Raw genomic sequence first — 17537 nt, forward strand, 5'->3', positions numbered from 1 at the left:
CGACATAACTAATGATTAAGCACTCTCATTCCAGTGACTCGCCGTGAATATATCCCTATAGGCTCGACGGCGGCATCTGATGTAGAAGGACCTACGAATGTCGCGATCACATGGATGTGAAAGAGCGACCATGCCGCCAACGGTCACTTACATACGAGTGCTTAATCCTGTCAATTCCCGTGCCTCTATAGGCTTCTATTTCAAACTCAAAGACCGGAAATTAACATGATCTTCATTTGAATAATGATAGCGGAATAAATATATAATATATTCATGATCTTATGGATTACCACTTATACGAGGCTTGTTTGTTATCCTTCTTGACCGAAAACTTGTTCCACTCGTTTGGGTATTATGTATGTACCCTCTAACATGTGATCAATGATTTGCATTGCTGTATACAATTGCTCTTCACTTTGTGGTTTAACTTCATGAGCGGCTTTGTTTCCCAAATTTCGAAGTTTTTGAAGTGTCTCTGAACCTTCTTTTGTAACAACAGACATTTTGTACAATGAGTCAATTTTATCGTAAAGATTACCGCCTTTTGCTTTTTGTTCTTTGCATACAGCTTCAATCAAAGCACGAACACCAATACCAGCCAAAATGAATAAGCCGTTACTAATTGCAGATGTTGTTTCTTGGTATATTTCTTTGACATTAATGGGCAGCAGGAATGTATTTATTTCTCTAAGTTGATGAGTTCGATTTGGAAAGTAATTTTCTCTTATATTTCGAATATGAGTATCATGTTCGTAACTATAATCACTATCTTCAGAATGAGTTAGCTCGACACGGAATGAAATGGTATCACACCCTTGGCACTGGATAATTTGATTGCGCTCGTCCCAGTCAGCATAGCAATTATTACCTGCGTCATCGAATCCGCTCTCATGATAAGAAGCCACTACAACATGAGAAGTCTCCCTTGCACATTCATTGCATATAAACTTGAACTTCTCATCCGATGTTTCTTCAAGTTTGTATTTTTTGGTTATTTTCCCCAACGCTTTACTCCCTCTTGAAAACAGATACTGTATTACTCTAACTTTTACTAGACTCAATCGGAAATCATCAGATTTCTACTTACCCCCGAATTCAACTCCGAAGTGCGACACTCGCTAATTAAGCCGCTAGCTGTTTGCCAAAACTTTGTTACTTTTATAAAAGCCGAAAGAACATAAATAGCTGATTTATTTTGACATAGATTCACCTCTGATGTCGCAGAATACAATTCCCCCCTCGGAGTTGCCGCAGGGCGAATGGTAAATTCGCGTGAGTCTCGCCATGGATGGCGAGCTAGCTTTCGCAGGTGCATGGACGCATCCTTCGGAAGCGATAGCAAATTTGCCAATGAGCACAAGGGGGCTTTCAACTCCGTTGGGGGCGGCAAGGGAGATCCAAGAGGGAATTGCTGTTGATCCCCTCTTGGTCGGGTGTGGGTTGAAGACCCACGACATTAATCAAGCGCAGCTTGATAATAAAATCACAATAGTGATTAACCCAAACTTATTCCCCATCACACTGTGACTTACCTGCTTGATAGCAACTCGGTTGACGTGGACACACGGCGCCGCGGGAGCAAATCAGGCGGGCGTCGTTTTTGATCCCGCGCTCTATCCAGTTGATATTGAGGATTTTTGCGACGCTCACCAGATCGCTTTTAATGTGTTTGGGAATGGTGACTGAACCACCACTGGCGACACAGGCATCTTTCAAATCGTGGGCGATAGACAGGGCATCTTTGCCTTGGGCTTCAATGGCTGGATTTAAATCAATACCGGCACAGAGCACATGCGGGTTACCCGCCGAATCTTCGACTTTAATCGACTCACAGCAGTAAATGCGGGGTTCGTTGCCGACGTTTAAAATCGAAATCTGTGCCGAAGTGCCGACCGTTGGCTCGCTGATCATCCTAAATACGGCCCAATGCTGACAAGGATCTTCCACTAGTCGCATATTGCCCCAAGGCAGTGGGATACCGTTGCCACGGTAAACGGCTTTGAGTTTGCCTGGTGCGTAAGCGTCAAAATAATGCCAATGGGGATAAGGCGATACGACCGTCATCCGCCGCATGGCGACCGAGGCCGACACTTGCAGCTGTTTATGCACCTCAATTTCGTAGCCATGGCGGTCGAGCAATTGCCGATAGGGCACTTTAGGGCACAGCAGCGCACCGGCGAAGAAGCTCGATTCAAAATCGCGCCACGCATGCAAGATATCCTGCGCGTTCAAGGTATTGGACTGCATACCCGCTTCTTCATCCACTTCTAATTTACGGCCTGAGATCATCACACTCTTGAGGCCGTCCTTGTTGTGCAACACGCAATGACCTATGTGCACGGCTAAATCATATTTGAGTCTATTGGGACGATTTTTGAGGATTTTATTTACATAAATCGTGCTCGGCGGCTCAATAAATGAGGTGACCAACTGACGTGAACTCACGCCCATTTCATCGATCACTTCCTGCGGTGTACTGTCTATCCACTTGATTTTTAATCCCATTCCCTTAGCGATATCCAACATATCGTCCAGAGATAAGGGCATACGTTTGAGGCCGACTTCTTCGGCGGCCCGTTCAAGATCGGGGAAATGATTTTGATGGTGTTCTTGATGGGCGCGGATCAATAAATGGGCAAACTGCCGACCAGAGATCCCCGTCTGCGACAGCATTTCTGGAATCGCGATTTGTAAAATATCATTGGAAAACAAAAAGCTGGGTTCGAGCGCCATACCGCTTATGCCACCACGTCGGCCTTTATCTGGCGTAATAGCGCTCTCTTCAGGCACATCGTCGAGGAACCAGTCGGCGTCTTTTTGAAAAACCGCGGCGATCACAGCCAGCATTCCGGCACTCGGCACTCGTTTTCCACGCTCGATCATCGACAAATATGACACAGAGGGCGCACTTCCGGCGTCGACTCGAATGCAGCGTGCCGACAAATCTTCCATGGTTAAGTTATTACGTTTCCGTAGGTTACGTATTTTTGTGCCTAGGAAGTGTGATTTTCTCATCAAGCTCTGGTCATTGCGCATTTTGTAAAATTCACAGTGTAAAATTTTTATTGTGAAATTGTAGTCAAAAAAAGACTAGACTACAAATTAAGCAATCGAGAAACGACTCAAGCAAACCAGCGGAGTCAGCAATTCAAGAAATGCTTAACCACTAACCCTTAAAGCGGGCAAGCACTTAAAGCGGACAAGCCAAGTTGAAAACAAACTTTAATAAACCAAAAGTTAAATCAAAACCCTGAATTTTTAAATTGAAAGAGTGAGAGGAACGAGCGATGAATATGTCAATTATCAAGAGCAACCAGATCCAACCGAATCTAAACAGCCTCATCGCAGAAGAAGTGCTAGCCGTGGCCCAAGTGAATGTCGCTGAGCACGAGAAGATCGCCAATGCGAAACAATTCCTCGACCGCCTCTTTCCACTCAACTCTGGTTCACACCAAGATGTGAGCAGCTATGTGGTTTACTATCAACACCTGTTGGCTTTTTTTGCCGACGGCAGCCACAGCGGTTTACGTCAGCCAAAACAGTTCGTGGCCTTTAATGGCACTAAAGATGCGCCCTGCGCCATAGTGTTGCAGGACCTAGGTTGCCACGTTGAACTCAGTTTCGACCGCAATGGCATGATAGGGGCGAGAGACGTTGCCAATCTGGAAGATATCCGAATCGAAACGTCATTAAACATGGTCGTCGGAACACAAGAGTCACGTTCAGCCGCATCGCGCCATTGGCTCAGCCTGTTACATGCGGGTATGTCCAGCGCTAACGACACCCAAGATAAGTTGTTTACCGCAAAGGATGGAAGCGATTACAACTTGAAAAGTATCGTAAATTTATAATTTCACGCTCTGTAACCTCGCCATTTATAATCCAGCGAAGAAGATGAACTGAGCTCAGTTCATCTTCTTCGATTTACCCTCCTGCTTTGCCAAACCTTCTAAGAGTCAATAAAACTGATTAACTAGATAAGTTTAATTGATTTTATTGAGGCTAATACTCACAGCTATAATGCCCCCTTGCATCTGTCTCCATGATCAATCCCCATTGATCGCCATTTTGTATCCGTCACTTAATGTGAAGATCTATGGTTGGAACGATAAAACTGAATCGCTCGAGCCTAAGGCGTTATGAATTCTTCATCGACATCACAGCAAGATAATAAGACTCATCGCATCGTTTTCATCTGTGCGGGCTTGTTATGCCTCGCGCCTTTTATCTCGTCGCCCATGGCGCTAGTGTTAGGTTTTACCTTAGCCAGCCTTGGCTGGGTACCTGTGCAATGGAATATTGCCGCTCTCACCAAAAAACTCCTGTCTTATTCGATTATTGGCTTAGGATTTGGGATTAACTTAAACGCAGCGATAGAGGCGAGCACCCACAACTTCGGCTTGATAGTTGGCTCAATCTTTTTCACCCTCAGCTTAGGATTTGTGCTCACCCGCGCCCTGAAATTTGATCATGTCACTGGTCATTTGATTGCCTCTGGTACTGCTATTTGTGGTGGCAGCGCCATTGCCGCAGTGGCTCCGGCCATCAATGCGCGTAACGATCAAACCGCCACGGCTTTAGCCTGTGTGTTTGTGCTGAACTCAGTCGCGCTGTTTTTGTTCCCCGCACTCGGTCACTTACTCAATATGAGCCAATACGATTTTGGTGTGTGGAGTGCCATCGCCATCCACGATACTTCATCGGTTGTCGGCGCGGCTTCAGCCTATGGCGATGAAGCCTTAAAAACCGCAACAACCATAAAACTCGCACGTGCCCTGTGGATTATCCCGATCGCACTGGTCAGCGCTATGCTGTTTGGTGGCGATAAGCGCAAACTTAACCTACCGTATTTTATCGGTTTTTATTGTTTAGCCATTGCTGTGGCGCATTGGCTGCCGCAGTTTAACGCTGTTTATGACACCTTGTTTATGATGTCGAAACGGGCATTAGTCCTGTGTTTGTTTTTGATTGGTGCAGGAATTACAGTGCAGAAAATGCGGGCGAGTGGCCCCAAACCTTTGTTGCTTGGGGTCATGCTGTGGGCAGCGATTGGTATCACGTCTTTAGTGTATATTCTTTATTTTCAATAGCTAAGATTTTGCGGAAAGCCAGTCTACTCTGCCGTCGGCTTCATTCGCCAAGCCCAGCAGAGGACGCCTACAAAGGCGGAGAATTCGATAAGTGAACGCACGAGTCCTGTGGTTTGCGTTGAAGCGACCAAGGCAATCAGGCAAAACACGATAATCAGCCAGTTTTTCAATTGCATCTTCCTGCAAACTTAGGGGATGCTCATTATTGTTTAGAACTAAAAACTCAGCAAATATCGATTTTCAATAACAAATAGCTATAACAGCTAAGCCAATCCAGCGCAGATTAAGCCGCCTTAGAACTTGATGCCGCTTCATTCGCAGCAAGATCTTGATTATGTTCTTGAATAAAGTCTTCCATAAACCAAGCACAGAAAGTGTGGCGTCCATCCACAGCCGCTTTGCCATAAATGGTCGATGCCTGTTGTCTGACGGTTTTTTCTTTAGTCTGGCGAACTTCGGCAATTTCTTTAAAACTTAAGCCTTTAAGTAATAAAAATGCCACTTGCTGCTCACTCTTAGTAAAGCCCCAAGTCTCGAATTGCTGCGATACAGCTTGGCTGTATTCTTGTCTGGCAGAGCGCATTTGCGTCGACATATTGTCGATTTTTTTATCCGCATGCTCCAACCGTTTAGCCAACGCTTTCACTTCGCGGGAGCGACGAATAAGGTCATAACTTAAGTACATGGCACCAATCACAGTGAGCACTAATAACATGGCTTCCTGGGCAATATGCCATTGGGGAATGCCCAATTGAATGTCGGATGAGATGTCAAAAAGCTTAAAGCATATGATCAAGGCCAACAGACCAATAATGACAAGATCCTTCATCGAAAAACTCCTAAATAAAAGCAAAATCAACCAATTAATTTATGGGACATATGTACCATAGACGGTTTTATGATACATGTCCCCCACGACTTTCGCCCACCAATCCCTACACTGACAGCACACTTTATTACCATAGAATCGTCCTATGTCTGTCAGTACGTCTTGTATCAAGTTATGTCTGTTGGCGACCTTAGTCAGCAGCAGTTTCCTGTGCCACGCCGCGAATTCCGAGCTATCTCAAGCACTCTCCACCAGCCAAGCTAGATTACATTCTCTATCTAAATCGGGCGGCCAGTTACCGCAATCGCAAATAAGCTTAAGTAGCTCATCTTGGCTCAATGGCCTGCCGAGCATTAGCCTGAGTCACTTAGGTAGCCTAGATGATGGTAACAGCTACGAGCAGGAACTCTCACTCAATTTGCCAATAAAATCCCCTGCTTTGCACAGCAGCGATAAGCAGATTAAACAACTCACCCAAGGCATTCAGGCGCAACAAGTCGCGCTGCAAGGTCTGTATTTATCGGGATTATTGCGACAAAGCCTGTGGGAACATCGTCTTGCAGCAGTGAAACTGGCCCAACTAGATCGCAAGAGCCAATTACTCGACAAGCTCCATAGTCAGCAGAAGCAACTCACAGATGCGGGCGAACTGCCGATTGCCCACCTACTCTTGTTAGAACGCGAACTGGTGGATATTGCACTGGAACGGGTCGATCTTAATCAGCAACAGGCTGAGGCGCTTGCCCTCTATCAACAGCTGACAGGACAAGATCAAATACCGCAGGACATAGCCGAAACTGCGCGGCCACTGTCAGCCAGCAGCCAACCCAATGACATTCTCGCGCAGCATCCATTATGGCAATTATTGAGCCTGCAGAAGCAGCAACAGCTACTGATCATCCAGAGTCAGCAAGCGGGAGATAAAGACCCTTGGACAGTGTCACTCACGGCCAAAAATACCGCCGATAACCAAGTTGATGATCAACAGCTTGGCATCGCAGTTTCTGTGCCACTGACTTTAGGTTCTGCCCTATCGCAAACCGAATTATCCCAATGGCAACAAGCCAATACCGAGCACACGCTCAACCTCGACCGTACTTATATCGAGCTAAAAACTCAGCTTAAAAAGCTAGAGCAACAGCAACAAAACTTACTCGACCAACAGACATTGCTAACCCAAGCCTTACACCTTAGCCGCACCATTACTGAAGAGCTGGCCAAGGTCAAAGACCAAAATCAAGTTAGCTATGAAGTCTGGCTGCGCCGCTATATGGATGCGCTCGATACCGAATCCCGCTTGGCACTGAACCAAGTCGCCCAGCAACAACTGCACTCCCAACAACTGCAAGCCTTAGGAATTTCATTATGATGGCCAAGTACGGCGCATGCCTTTTCTGTTTATCCGCCAGTGTAGCCACGTTAGCGCAGGCTGAATCCCTAACAATTAGTTCCCTCGGTAATTTAGACCTGAGTTATGTGCAACCACAGAAAGTCGCCAGCTATGAGGGCAGCCCATTGCCCGCGCAGGTTGAAATCCTCCCCGGTAATGATTACTGGATCAGCACGCCGGAGAATATCCAACAGATCAGCTTCCTCGTCGGCCAAGGCCAGCTCGTTACTAAGGGCCAAGCGATAGTCAAACTCACAGGGCCAGAAGTGTTCCACTACCTTGCCCAAGTCGAAGCCGCAGGTAGCTTATATCAACTGGCAAAGAGCCGTTATGAGCGCAATAAACCCTTATTAAACAATGGCAGTATCAGCGCCGAAAAGTGGCGCGAGATCAGCCAAGACTACTTCAGCACTCACCTCGAATACGAGCACATGCAGCATTTTATGGAGATAGTCAAAAGCACAGATGCCACCACAGACTCGCTAGTGGTGGGCACGCCAGTGGCGGGAATCGTTAAACTCAACCAAGTAAATGGACCTTACATGGCGGGTTCACAGCTATTTTCACTGGTGCCTAGCGACAGCATTCGCGTCAAAGTCAGCGTACCTATGAGCCAGTCACATTCGCTCTCGGCGGTGAACATCAATCAGTGCCATATCGCCATTGAGTCCATGTCGGCCATCGCCGAAGGTGCCTTCGTGACCGCTTGGTCATCACCCGTGCCGCAGGAGTGTAACTTACTGTTAGGACAACAGATCACTGTGATACCCGAGTATCAAAAGGCGGTGTATTTATTGCCTAAAAATAGTGTTTTTAGTTGGGAGCAAGATAGCCAAGTCTTCACTAAAACCGCCGACACGCTCACCTCGATTACGATCGATATTCTTGGTTCAACCCCTGAGCAATATATCGTTGAAAGCGATCAAGATCTGAGCCAAATCCAAGTGTTATCCCAGTCGGTTGCCGCAGTCAAAGGCATAATGCTTGGCCTAGGAGGCGAATAAGATGTTGACCTCAGTCATCCGCTTTTCGCTCACGCAGCGCCTATTTGTGCTGATTGTGGCGCTGATTATTATGTTAGCGGGAGCGCGAGCCTGGTTTTCCATTCCCTTGGATGCCTTTCCCGATATTTCGCCCACCCAAGTGAAGATCATCCTCAAGGCGCCCGGCATGACGCCGGAGGAAATTGAAGCGCAAATTACCGTGCCGATTGAAACCGAACTGTTAGGTATTCCCCATCAATCGATTCTGCGCTCGACAACTAAATACGCCATCAGCGATATCACCCTCGATTTTGACGAAGGCACAGATATCTATTGGGCGCGCCAACAGGTGAGCGAGCGCATCGCCGCCGTGTGGGACAGTTTTCCTGAAGGTGTGACGGGCGGCGTAGCGCCAATGAGTACGCCGCTCAGCGAAATCTTTATGTTTTCACTCGAAAATCCCAATCTTTCGCTAATGGAAAGACGGCAGTTGCTCGAATGGGAAATCCGCCCACTGTTACGCACCGTTGCGGGTGTCGCCGATGTGAATATCCTCGGTGGTTATGCTAAAAGCTTTAGTGTGACCCCTAAACCTGCGGCCATGGCAGCTGCAGGCGTGAGCTTTGCGGCACTGCAACAGGCGATCGTTGAGAATAATCACAACGAAGGTGCAGGTAAGCTCACCATTGGCACAGACACCATCATAGTGCGCGCCGAAGGCCGCATCGATGATATCGACGAACTCAAACAATTAGTGATCAAGGCCGATGATGCCAGAGTGTATCGACTGCAGGATTTGGCCGATATTCAAATTGGCCACTTAGCCCGCTATGGCGCAGTCACGAAAGACGGCAACGAAACCGCCGAAGCGTTAATCATCGCCCTGAAAGACGCCAATACCGCACAAGTAGTCAAGAATATTAAGGAAAAGCTCAATCAAATCAGCCTAACCTTGCCAGAAGGGAGCCAGATAAACACCTTTTATGACCGCGCGAATCTGATCAATACCGCGATTGAGACCATCTCCAATGCCTTGTTCGAAGCCGTAGTGTTGGTGATCATCTTGCTGGCGCTATTTTTAGGCAACGTGCGCGCCGCATTAGTCGTGTCACTCTCGCTGCCACTCGCCGCGCTGATGACGTTTTTGATGATGGATTACTTCAATCTTTCTGCGAACTTAATGAGCCTAGGCGGGCTGGTTATCGCCATCGGCATGTTAGTGGATTCATCTGTGGTCGTAGTCGAAAACATGGTGAATCTCATCGCCACAAAGCAGAGATTACCCCGGCTGCATTTGATTTTTCGCGCGACCAAGGACGTTGCCATTCCCGTGGTGTCGGGCACAGTGATCGTCATGATAGTGTTCTCGCCCTTGCTGACCTTGAGCGGGCTCGAAGGTAAACTCTTTACCCCAGTTGCGGTCACTATCGTGTTTGCCATGCTGTCGGCGCTGGTGTTGTCGTTAACTGTTATTCCGGTTATCGCTTCTTATCTCGTCAACGAAAAAGCCGCCAAGGAACCTAAGGCGATTGAAAAGCTTAAACAGCTTTATCTGGGCAGTCTCAAGGGCACGTTTAGCCATCAAAAACGCTTTATAGTGATCGCCTTTAGCTTGCTTATCATCAGCCTAGGGCTGTTCGGGTTAGTGGGAAAAACCTTTATGCCGACCTTAGATGAGGGCGACATTATTCTGCAGTTGGAGAAATCGCCGTCGATTTCGCTCGAGGCTTCGATTGCCATCGACAAGCAAATTCAGCAAACTTTGCTGGCTAAAGTACCTGAAATCAAACAGATGGTGGCGCGTACTGGCGCGGATGAAATCGGCTTAGATCCCATGGGACTCAATGAAACCGATGTGTTCTTAGAACTTTTACCCCGCAGCGAATGGCGCTTTGCAAATAAAGAAGCGCTTATCGATGCGATCCGCACTGTGTTATTGGACTATCCCGGCGTTAATTTTAACTTCACTCAACCGATACAAATGCGCGTATCCGAAATGCTCACCGGCAGCATTGGCGACGTGGCGATCAAGGTCTTTGGTAACGATATCGACACCTTAGGTCAGCTCACGAGCCAAATCCAACAGCTGGTTAATGCCACCAGCGGCAGCGTCGATGTGAAAATGGCGATGATCGAAGGCAGTCCTTTTATCAACCTCACCTTAGATAACGAGCTCGCCCGAGGCTTTGGCATGAGCACCATGGAGTTTGCCCGCTACCTGAAAAGCCAGCTCGAAGGCGTAATAGTGACCGAAGTGCTACAAGGTAAAAAGCGCACCCCCGTGCTGATTGCTAACAATCAGAGCCACTTAAGTAGCATTAATGAGCTTAAAAATCAGTTACTGGTGATGCCAGATCACTCCTTAAAACGCCTGAGTGATGTCGCCACCTTAAGCTATAAGCAAGGCCCCATCCTTATCGAGCGTGAGCAAGGGAATCGCTTTTCAGTGATAACCACCAACGTGCAAGGTCGCGATATCGTGAGTTTTGTAGAAGAGCTCAACGCTAAAATCGCGCAGGAAATCAAACTTCCGAGCGGTTATAGCGTGAGTTTTGGTGGCGAGTTTGAAAACCAACAGCGGGCCACCAGCAATTTACTACTAGTGATCCCCATTGCTATCGCACTGATCACCCTGATTTTATTCACCACATTTGGCTCGCTTGCCAAAGCGGGCTTAATTCTCGCCAACGTTCCCTTCGCTATGATGGGCGGCATAGTTAGCCTGTATTTGTCGGGGGAATATTTATCAGTGCCCGCCTCGGTTGGCTTTATCGCCCTGCTCGGCGTCGCTGTGCTCAATGGCGTAGTGATGGTCAGCTATTACGAACAAACCAAGCACATGTTCAGCAACCTGCGCGAACGGGTGGAACAAGGTGCGGCGCGGCGTTTACGTCCCATTTTGATGACGGCGACAACGGCGATGTTTGGTCTTATGCCACTAGTGTTTGCCTCGGGCCCTGGGGCTGAAATTCAAAAACCTTTAGCGATTGTGGTGATTGGCGGTCTGCTCACTTCAACCATTACCACACTGTATTTACTGCCAATTCTGTATTTTTGGCTGGAGAAACGTAAATGAGCACAGAACAACTGTTAGTACTGATCGCCCAAAATGATATTAAGGACGACATAGTCGATACCTTGATAGAGCTGGAGTTTCTGTCGGGCTTTAGCCTAGGGAATATTTGTGGTTTTAGCCGTGAACACAGCCATTTTAATATCAAGGAACAAGTGGAAGGTTATCGGGAGTTTTGTAAATTCGAAATCATGCACCCCGCTGCGCAACAAGCGGCGCTGCTCGCTGCACTGGCTTTGGTCTGCAAACATAATCCCTGCCGCTATTGGATTATGCCCATTTATCAAAATGGCACCTTGTCCTAACTCACTGCGCCATTAACCGCGTTAAATCTCGGCATCCGGCCTTATCGCTAAGGTCGGGATGCCTTATAAAATAGCCACAAAATTGGCGTTGGACGCCGCACTAAAAAACCACTCAAAATCGATAAAATGCAGTAAGCGGTAAAAAAGTAAAAACCGTTTTCAAATTGCGCCTGTGTTTTTAGCATTTCCCCCATAGCGCCTGAGGCGTTCCCCGCCATAAAGGTGATGATCAGCGCCACCACAAACACATCGGCCATCGACCACTTAGCGAGTGCATTGACGACGGCATTAATCCTCAGTTTCAGACCAATCGAACTCACACATTGCTGTGCCAGCATTAAACTCAACTTCAAGGCAGGCACCACCACGCTGAATAACATCACTAATCCTGCGACGAGCCCGTTCCCAGAGTGATAAAGTTCGGTCACCGTCCCCCAAATACTACGGGTTTTCTGCAACACTTCGACTTCGCCCTTAAGGCTATTGAGCCCAAGCAAACCACTGACCATACTCAGCATACCGCGAGCGCTGTCGCGCCCCGAGTCTTCATCGAAACGTTGAGCAACTTGCTCTATGCCCTGCTCGGTCAGCTTGGCCTTATCGATAGTGCCGCTAATGCTCAAAATAGGTTGAGTCACCCCAGGGATTAATAAAGCCAAAGATAAGAGAATGATAAAAATAGGAAATAATGATTTCATAGCACTGTTCATCCCATTGCCAGACTGGAGAAGACATTCAGTTTACGGTTTTTAGCGCAGGCTCTGCAATCGTTCACACCAGCCATCGACTTAGATGACCGGCATTAGAGACAAGATTTGAGGATTAATAGAAAGGCGTTGGATCGATATCCAATGAACTCGGTGACACGCCGCGCTCGATATACAACTCAGATTTTAATAAATCCACCATAGCGACATCTGTGTAACGTTTTACTTTTAAAGAATAAAAGCACTTTACGATCGGATGCAGTGCATCTCTGTCCTTCGAGGCCCAGACAATACCAATTCGGCCGTCCGATAATTCAACTAAGGAACCCACAGGGTAAACACCAATACAACGAATAAACTCATAGACCAATCCTTGATCTAAGTGAAATGGCGTCAGACTCAGTAAAATTTTAAAAGCTGCGGCAGGACTCATTGCCTCTTTGTAACAGCGCGTTGCAGTTAACGCATCGAAGATATCGACGATACAACTCATACGACCGTGGCGAGGGATTTCATCACCCTTCAAGCCCCTTGGATAACCACGGCCATCTAACTTTTCGTGGTGCATTAAGCAGATATCTTTACTGATCTGCGACAGACCAGTAGTTTCGTTCATAATTTCAAGCGCATACACTTGATGCAGCTTCATATGTTCGAACTCTTCTGGTGTCAGTTTACCCGGCTTGTGCAGCACTTTATTATCGACTTTAATCTTGCCAATGTCGTGCAAAATCCCACCGACCGCCATTTGCCGCAGCATATCGCGATCGAGCTGTAGGTATTTGCCAAAGGTTACCAGCAGAAAGGCGACATTCACTGAATGTTCGAGTAGATAGGCATCTTTTGAACGGAGCGCAGACATACATTTAAGCGCATCAGCATCTAACATGACAGACTCGATCATGGTATCGGCTAACGCTTCGAAGGGCGCTACTTCGATGGCTTTGCCTTCGAAGGTTTCTGATAACACTTTACGAATAAGATCTTTCGCTTCGGTCAGCATGACCTTAGCTTGAGCTTGTTGCTTATCACGACTCACTGACGCTTTTCGATTGTCGGTTTGACTATCGTTGGTAGCTTTTTTCTTTAAACCGCAATGTTCTGCCGAACGCTCGGCGTCTACCCAAACAAATTTAATACCGCTTTTGGCCAGTTTTAAAATCGCATCCTTGTGCTTAATTTGTCCAGCATTTGCAATAGCAAGTTGACCTTTATCATTTTTGTCTATGGCACTGACAAACATACCTAATGTCAATTGCGACACAGGTAATTTGATAAGCTCAACTGATTCTGCCGACTCACTCATATCTACAACCCCAAGGATGATGTGCCCGAATAAAATATCAACTTAACCATACGACATAAAAGCGACCTACGCTCAAATGTTCTGTTGTTATTCTTGATTATTATAGAACAGGCGTGAGGGGCATTCTAAGCCGCGCATTAGAAAATCACCATAGACTTTCTTGGTAAACAAAATGCCCTAAACAGGATGCGATGGAATAAGGGCCTAAGGCTCAAGCAAGACCCTTTCACACTCTCACTTTTTCAATAAATGCCTAAGGGCTAGGCATTCAAAACCGGCGACCATCCAGCGGCGATATTGGCAGTTGTAGCAGGAGCGGGGCTCATCGTCGATCTGCTCGTCTTCATCATCTGGGATAAACGCGTGCACAACTTGGCCGCTTGCCTCGCCTGTGGATATTGAGCCAATCCCGCCTTAAAAATCCAGCGGTCATCCTTTAATTCAAATGCATGTTCGACCAAGTTGAGATCCATTTAGCACTCTCTTTTTAAACTCTTTCACTAAACTTGCTCTAATAGGCTTGCAGGGCTTGCTTGCCCGCATTGCGCCATTGCTCTGCCTCTTGATGAACGAGCAATACAAACTGGTGATCAAGGTATATGGCTTTCACTTTGCCCTTAAGCTGCACTCGCTCATCAAGCGCAAGTCGATACTTGTCCGTACTCATCACAGCATCAAGTCCGGTTTGTTCGAGGATATCGGCAACGCTGAGTTCGAGTGAAGCATCCTCAAATTGGCCAAGTTTAATCTGGCCTTTTACCCGGCCGTCGCTGCCCATCAAACGTAGCCCTAATCCCGCTAACGCACCAATCACACCTTGGCCTGTGCCGCCATGTTCGGTCAGCAGAATATTAAGTTGTTCAGCCAAATCATAGGCCGCCGCTTTCGTGATCACTTCAACCTTGGCTCTGCGGCCAAAATCCATTAAAGATGCGGCATCATAGCGAGAGTCTACATCGAGTATGGCGATGCCAGGGTCTGCCGCAGGAGCCGATTCCGCGACCAAATGCGCAACGGCATGTTGGTGGATCTCGGCCTGCGTCAGTGGCGAGCGCAGCGCAAAACACATGGCACTGTTATGTGAGGTATAAGGAATATCGGGGTGCACAAACAATTGATGCCGCGTCACAAACGAAGCATGGCCGCCCGACATATTCGCGAGCAGATGGGCGATTTCCTCGGCAATTTCGCCCGTGCCCTTAGTGCCTATATCATCGGTATCGTCGATACAAATCAGCCAATTTTTCATCTGCATTTCCTAAAGCTTTAAAAAGGTTTTTAAAATTTGTCACGGTGTAACAGGTCATGGGCTTTTAATCGCGTCAGCACAGGCGGTACAAGCAAGGCGCCCAGAGTGGCAAAAAAACCGCCTTTTAATACACTCAAACCCCACTGAATCAACACGACATCCAGCGCCATGCCCGCGAGCACATTGGTGAGTGCCACTTTGCCCGCCCAAGCGATACAGCCTGCAATGCCTAAGATCACGCAGCGCCAATGCAAGTTCATACTGAGTGGCAAGAGTAAGGCGACGAGATCCATTGCTATGGCAGGCAAGGCAAACTTCAGTAAAATCATAGGCCCGCCTTTACCTACGCCTAAAGCCATAGCCACTATGCCCGCGATAGCACCGCATGCCGTCATGCTGCCGAAACGACCTAACACGCCGTAACAGATCAGATAAAAGAAGCTCATCAGGAACATGCTGTGACCAGACAAGCCCAGTTTCAGCCTTAACATGCCCGTTAATGCCACCAGCAAGGTGGCGCAAAAGCCGACAAATAGAGAGTCTTGTAGACTCAGCGGGATTTTTTTAGTCATTTTTGTCTCTCGGTGAATGCCAATGTGTTGGCCGTTGCGCTAAACCAAAGTGACGGCTCTGCGCTGCAACGGCCATCTGGCGAGATAATTTAAGTAATTGGATTAAGACGGGAAACAACACGCAATACACCAACTCGGACCAATTTTTAGGGTTACGCAGCGCCTTAGGTGTAATGCGAGCCCCGCGCAGACACTGGATCTGATATATCTCGCGGATCTCATCTGCCATATAGGGCAATAAACTTAAGGACGCCGCGACCACAAAGGCCCACTTGGTCGGTAAAAACGCACTTAACACTTCACCAATTCGCTCGGGAGCTGCCGTAAGACACAGCCACCACCCGGGAATGGTCGCCAAAATAATACGCGCAACCACCACGGCGCCTTGGGCTAAATGTTCAACGCCATAGAGGATTAAATACAGACTCAAAGTGATGCTCAATTGCACTAAACCTAGCTTTAGCACGCCCCAAATACTGCCGCGCCGCAGCAAACCGTGGATAACAAGCAGTCCATTAAGCCCAGCTAATGGCAAGAGTAAAGCAGCGGGCAATACAAAAGCACAAGCTGAAAGCACGCACACCAATAGCAGCGACAACGCACAAAGTGCCGTTTCCCGCCGCTCATAACTCCAATGCCGCAGCGCGCGTAGGCGCCGACAACTAGCCCACATAACGCTCTCCTGTTTCAATCAATTCCTCCACCAATAGACCATTACGCAAACTCAATTGCCGTGATACAGCGCTGTGTTCAATGCTTCTGTGGCTGCTGAGCAAAATAGCGCAACCTTGCGAGCTTAACCGCTTCAGCAAGTACCACACTTTGCCGTAATAATGCTTATCCATCCCCGCCAATGGATCGTCCAAAAGCAATACTTTAGGGCGTAAACAGGCGAGTGACGCTAAGGCAATCAAGTGCTGTTGGCCGTAGGATAATTTGTGGGGCGACAGCTGAGCTAAGCTAAATAAATCCAATTCATCCAACATCTGCGCCGCGCGTTCTTTGGGGAGTTCAAAACGCCTAAGGCTAAACTGCATTTCGGCCAGCACGCTGGTCTCGAATAATTGTCGACTCGGCCTTTGCATCAGCAGACCCAGCTCAGCGCCATAAATCCCTAGCTTAGGTCTTCGCCCGAGCACTTTAAGCGGAAGACGCTGCCTTGAACTGAGTACGCCAGCTATGGTTTTCAACAAACTAGTTTTACCTGAGCCGTTATCTCCCACTAAGGTCACTATCTCACCCGCCTGCAGTTGAAATCCCTGCGGACACGCAAATAATGTAGGACAAGCATCGAACCCAAAATCAAAGGCTTCGGCGCTGACCAAGACTTTGCCTAAATGCTCAAACTTAGGCTGATTTCGCCACGCAGGCGCCTCAATTTGCGGCGCATCGTTCACGGTATAGATGCCTTCGGATAGCTTGCCCGCCTCTAACTGCCAGTAATGCTGAATAATCTCAGCGAAGGCCGAGGCGTTATGCTCAACCAACACCAGCGCCATGCCATCTTGGATAAGATTGTGAAGCACGACCAGCAGCTCACTTACACCGTGATCATCGAGTTGTGCCCAAGGCTCATCGAGCAGCAGTAAATGCGGCTCGCACACCAGTTGGGCGGCAATCATTAAACGATATTTTTGACCGAGGGAAAGCGTGCTGACTTGGGTATCGAGGCGCAGATACAAACCCACACGCCGTAGCGCCAATTGCACTTTAGGTAGCATTTTCTCGGCGGGAATACCGAGATTTTCTAAGGCGAAAGCCACTTCGGCGCCAACGGTTTGCCGAAGTAGCTGAGTTTGCGGGTCTTGCATCACCAGACCCGTAACCAGTTGTGGGTAACGCCAGATGTCGCCTTCATGCGGGCGATTTAATACGCCCGCCAGTAGGTTTAGCAGACTCGATTTCCCAGAGCCCGTAGGACCGCTCACGCAATGGCATTGGCCGGTGCCAATCGCCAAGTTAACCTCCTGCAATACAGTCGGTAACTGGCTACCATAGTTGAAGCTAACGCCTTCGAGCGCTAGGAGTTTCAT

General features: G+C 47.9%; 16 protein-coding genes and 1 pseudogene. 6 read left to right on the top strand and 11 right to left on the bottom strand.

Annotation, left to right across the window (positions count from 1 at the left end; genetic code table 11):
• Positions 1 to 311: 311 nt before the first annotated feature.
• The gene (locus tag DYH48_RS21190; RefSeq protein ID WP_115335858.1) at positions 312 to 1004 is read right to left on the bottom strand and encodes a DUF4145 domain-containing protein; all 693 of its coding nucleotides are present in this window, start codon (positions 1002 to 1004) and stop codon (positions 312 to 314) included.
• Positions 1005 to 1506: 502 nt separating this feature from the next.
• Positions 1507 to 3036 carry a DUF3612 domain-containing protein gene (locus DYH48_RS21200; RefSeq protein WP_115335860.1) on the bottom strand — a complete coding sequence of 510 codons (1530 nt, stop codon included), beginning with the start codon at positions 3034 to 3036 and terminating at the stop codon, positions 1507 to 1509.
• 251 nt (positions 3037 to 3287) lie between these two features.
• Between DYH48_RS21200 and DYH48_RS21205 the strand changes: the two genes are divergently transcribed.
• On the top strand, positions 3288 to 3851 hold the full coding sequence (locus DYH48_RS21205) for an aldolase/citrate lyase/malate synthase family protein (protein ID WP_115335861.1): 564 nt from the start codon (positions 3288 to 3290) through the stop codon (positions 3849 to 3851).
• Between the two features lie 288 nt (positions 3852 to 4139).
• Complete coding sequence (locus DYH48_RS21210) at positions 4140 to 5090, top strand: YeiH family protein (RefSeq protein WP_006084708.1); 951 nt, start codon at positions 4140 to 4142, stop codon at positions 5088 to 5090.
• A 23-nt stretch (positions 5091 to 5113) separates the two neighbouring features.
• On the opposite strand, the gene DYH48_RS21215 is transcribed toward DYH48_RS21210, so the two are convergent.
• Together DYH48_RS21215 and DYH48_RS21220 are read right to left on the bottom strand one after the other, a co-directional pair.
• Positions 5114 to 5260 carry a hypothetical protein gene (locus DYH48_RS21215; RefSeq protein ID WP_086014207.1) on the bottom strand — a complete coding sequence of 49 codons (147 nt, stop codon included), beginning with the start codon at positions 5258 to 5260 and terminating at the stop codon, positions 5114 to 5116.
• A gap of 113 nt (positions 5261 to 5373) precedes the next feature.
• A complete protein-coding gene (locus DYH48_RS21220; protein WP_006079428.1) occupies positions 5374 to 5919 on the bottom strand; it encodes a helix-turn-helix transcriptional regulator in 546 nt (181 codons plus the stop codon).
• 145 nt (positions 5920 to 6064) lie between these two features.
• Here DYH48_RS21220 and DYH48_RS21225 point away from each other — a divergent pair, with 145 nt between their 5' ends.
• Genes DYH48_RS21225 through DYH48_RS21240 form a run of 4 tightly spaced genes read left to right on the top strand, consistent with a single transcriptional unit; the run spans position 6065 to position 11670 of the window.
• Positions 6065 to 7288 (top strand): metal transporter, encoded by a 1224-nt coding sequence (locus tag DYH48_RS21225; protein WP_115335862.1) that lies wholly within the window; start codon positions 6065 to 6067, stop codon positions 7286 to 7288.
• Positions 7285 to 8313, top strand: a complete 1029-nt coding sequence (locus DYH48_RS21230; RefSeq protein ID WP_006079425.1) for an efflux RND transporter periplasmic adaptor subunit — start codon at positions 7285 to 7287, stop codon at positions 8311 to 8313. Before DYH48_RS21225 ends, DYH48_RS21230 begins: the two co-directional genes overlap by 4 nt.
• A gap of 1 nt (position 8314) precedes the next feature.
• A complete protein-coding gene (locus tag DYH48_RS21235; RefSeq protein ID WP_115335863.1) occupies positions 8315 to 11368 on the top strand; it encodes an efflux RND transporter permease subunit in 3054 nt (1017 codons plus the stop codon).
• The gene (locus DYH48_RS21240; protein ID WP_006079422.1) at positions 11365 to 11670 is read left to right on the top strand and encodes a DUF3240 family protein; all 306 of its coding nucleotides are present in this window, start codon (positions 11365 to 11367) and stop codon (positions 11668 to 11670) included. Before DYH48_RS21235 ends, DYH48_RS21240 begins: the two co-directional genes overlap by 4 nt.
• A 47-nt stretch (positions 11671 to 11717) precedes the next feature.
• Here the strand turns inward: DYH48_RS21240 and DYH48_RS21245 are convergent, their stop codons facing one another.
• The 7 genes and pseudogenes from DYH48_RS21245 to DYH48_RS21275 form a co-directional block, all read right to left on the bottom strand.
• On the bottom strand, positions 11718 to 12380 hold the full coding sequence (locus tag DYH48_RS21245; protein WP_115335864.1) for a paraquat-inducible protein A: 663 nt from the start codon (positions 12378 to 12380) through the stop codon (positions 11718 to 11720).
• 112 nt (positions 12381 to 12492) lie between these two features.
• A complete protein-coding gene (locus DYH48_RS21250) occupies positions 12493 to 13683 on the bottom strand; it encodes an HD-GYP domain-containing protein (protein ID WP_115335865.1) in 1191 nt (396 codons plus the stop codon).
• A 234-nt stretch (positions 13684 to 13917) separates the two neighbouring features.
• Positions 13918 to 14156, bottom strand: a pseudogene (locus DYH48_RS21255) (hypothetical protein).
• A 38-nt stretch (positions 14157 to 14194) separates the two neighbouring features.
• Positions 14195 to 14932 (bottom strand): DNA-binding protein, encoded by a 738-nt coding sequence (locus DYH48_RS21260; RefSeq protein ID WP_012588932.1) that lies wholly within the window; start codon positions 14930 to 14932, stop codon positions 14195 to 14197.
• 29 nt (positions 14933 to 14961) lie between these two features.
• Entirely contained in the window at positions 14962 to 15504 is a 543-nt protein-coding gene (locus DYH48_RS21265) for a hypothetical protein (RefSeq protein ID WP_012588933.1), read from the bottom strand.
• Positions 15497 to 16177: a CbiQ family ECF transporter T component gene (locus DYH48_RS21270; protein ID WP_006084716.1), complete on the bottom strand. Its 681-nt coding sequence runs from the start codon at positions 16175 to 16177 to the stop codon at positions 15497 to 15499. The genes DYH48_RS21265 and DYH48_RS21270 overlap by 8 nt, the downstream gene beginning before the upstream one ends.
• Positions 16167 to 17537, bottom strand: a complete 1371-nt coding sequence (locus DYH48_RS21275) for an ATP-binding cassette domain-containing protein (RefSeq protein ID WP_115335866.1) — start codon at positions 17535 to 17537, stop codon at positions 16167 to 16169. The genes DYH48_RS21270 and DYH48_RS21275 overlap by 11 nt, the downstream gene beginning before the upstream one ends.

Source organism: Shewanella baltica, from assembly GCF_900456975.1.
GTDB classification, from domain to species: Bacteria; Pseudomonadota; Gammaproteobacteria; order Enterobacterales; family Shewanellaceae; genus Shewanella; species Shewanella baltica.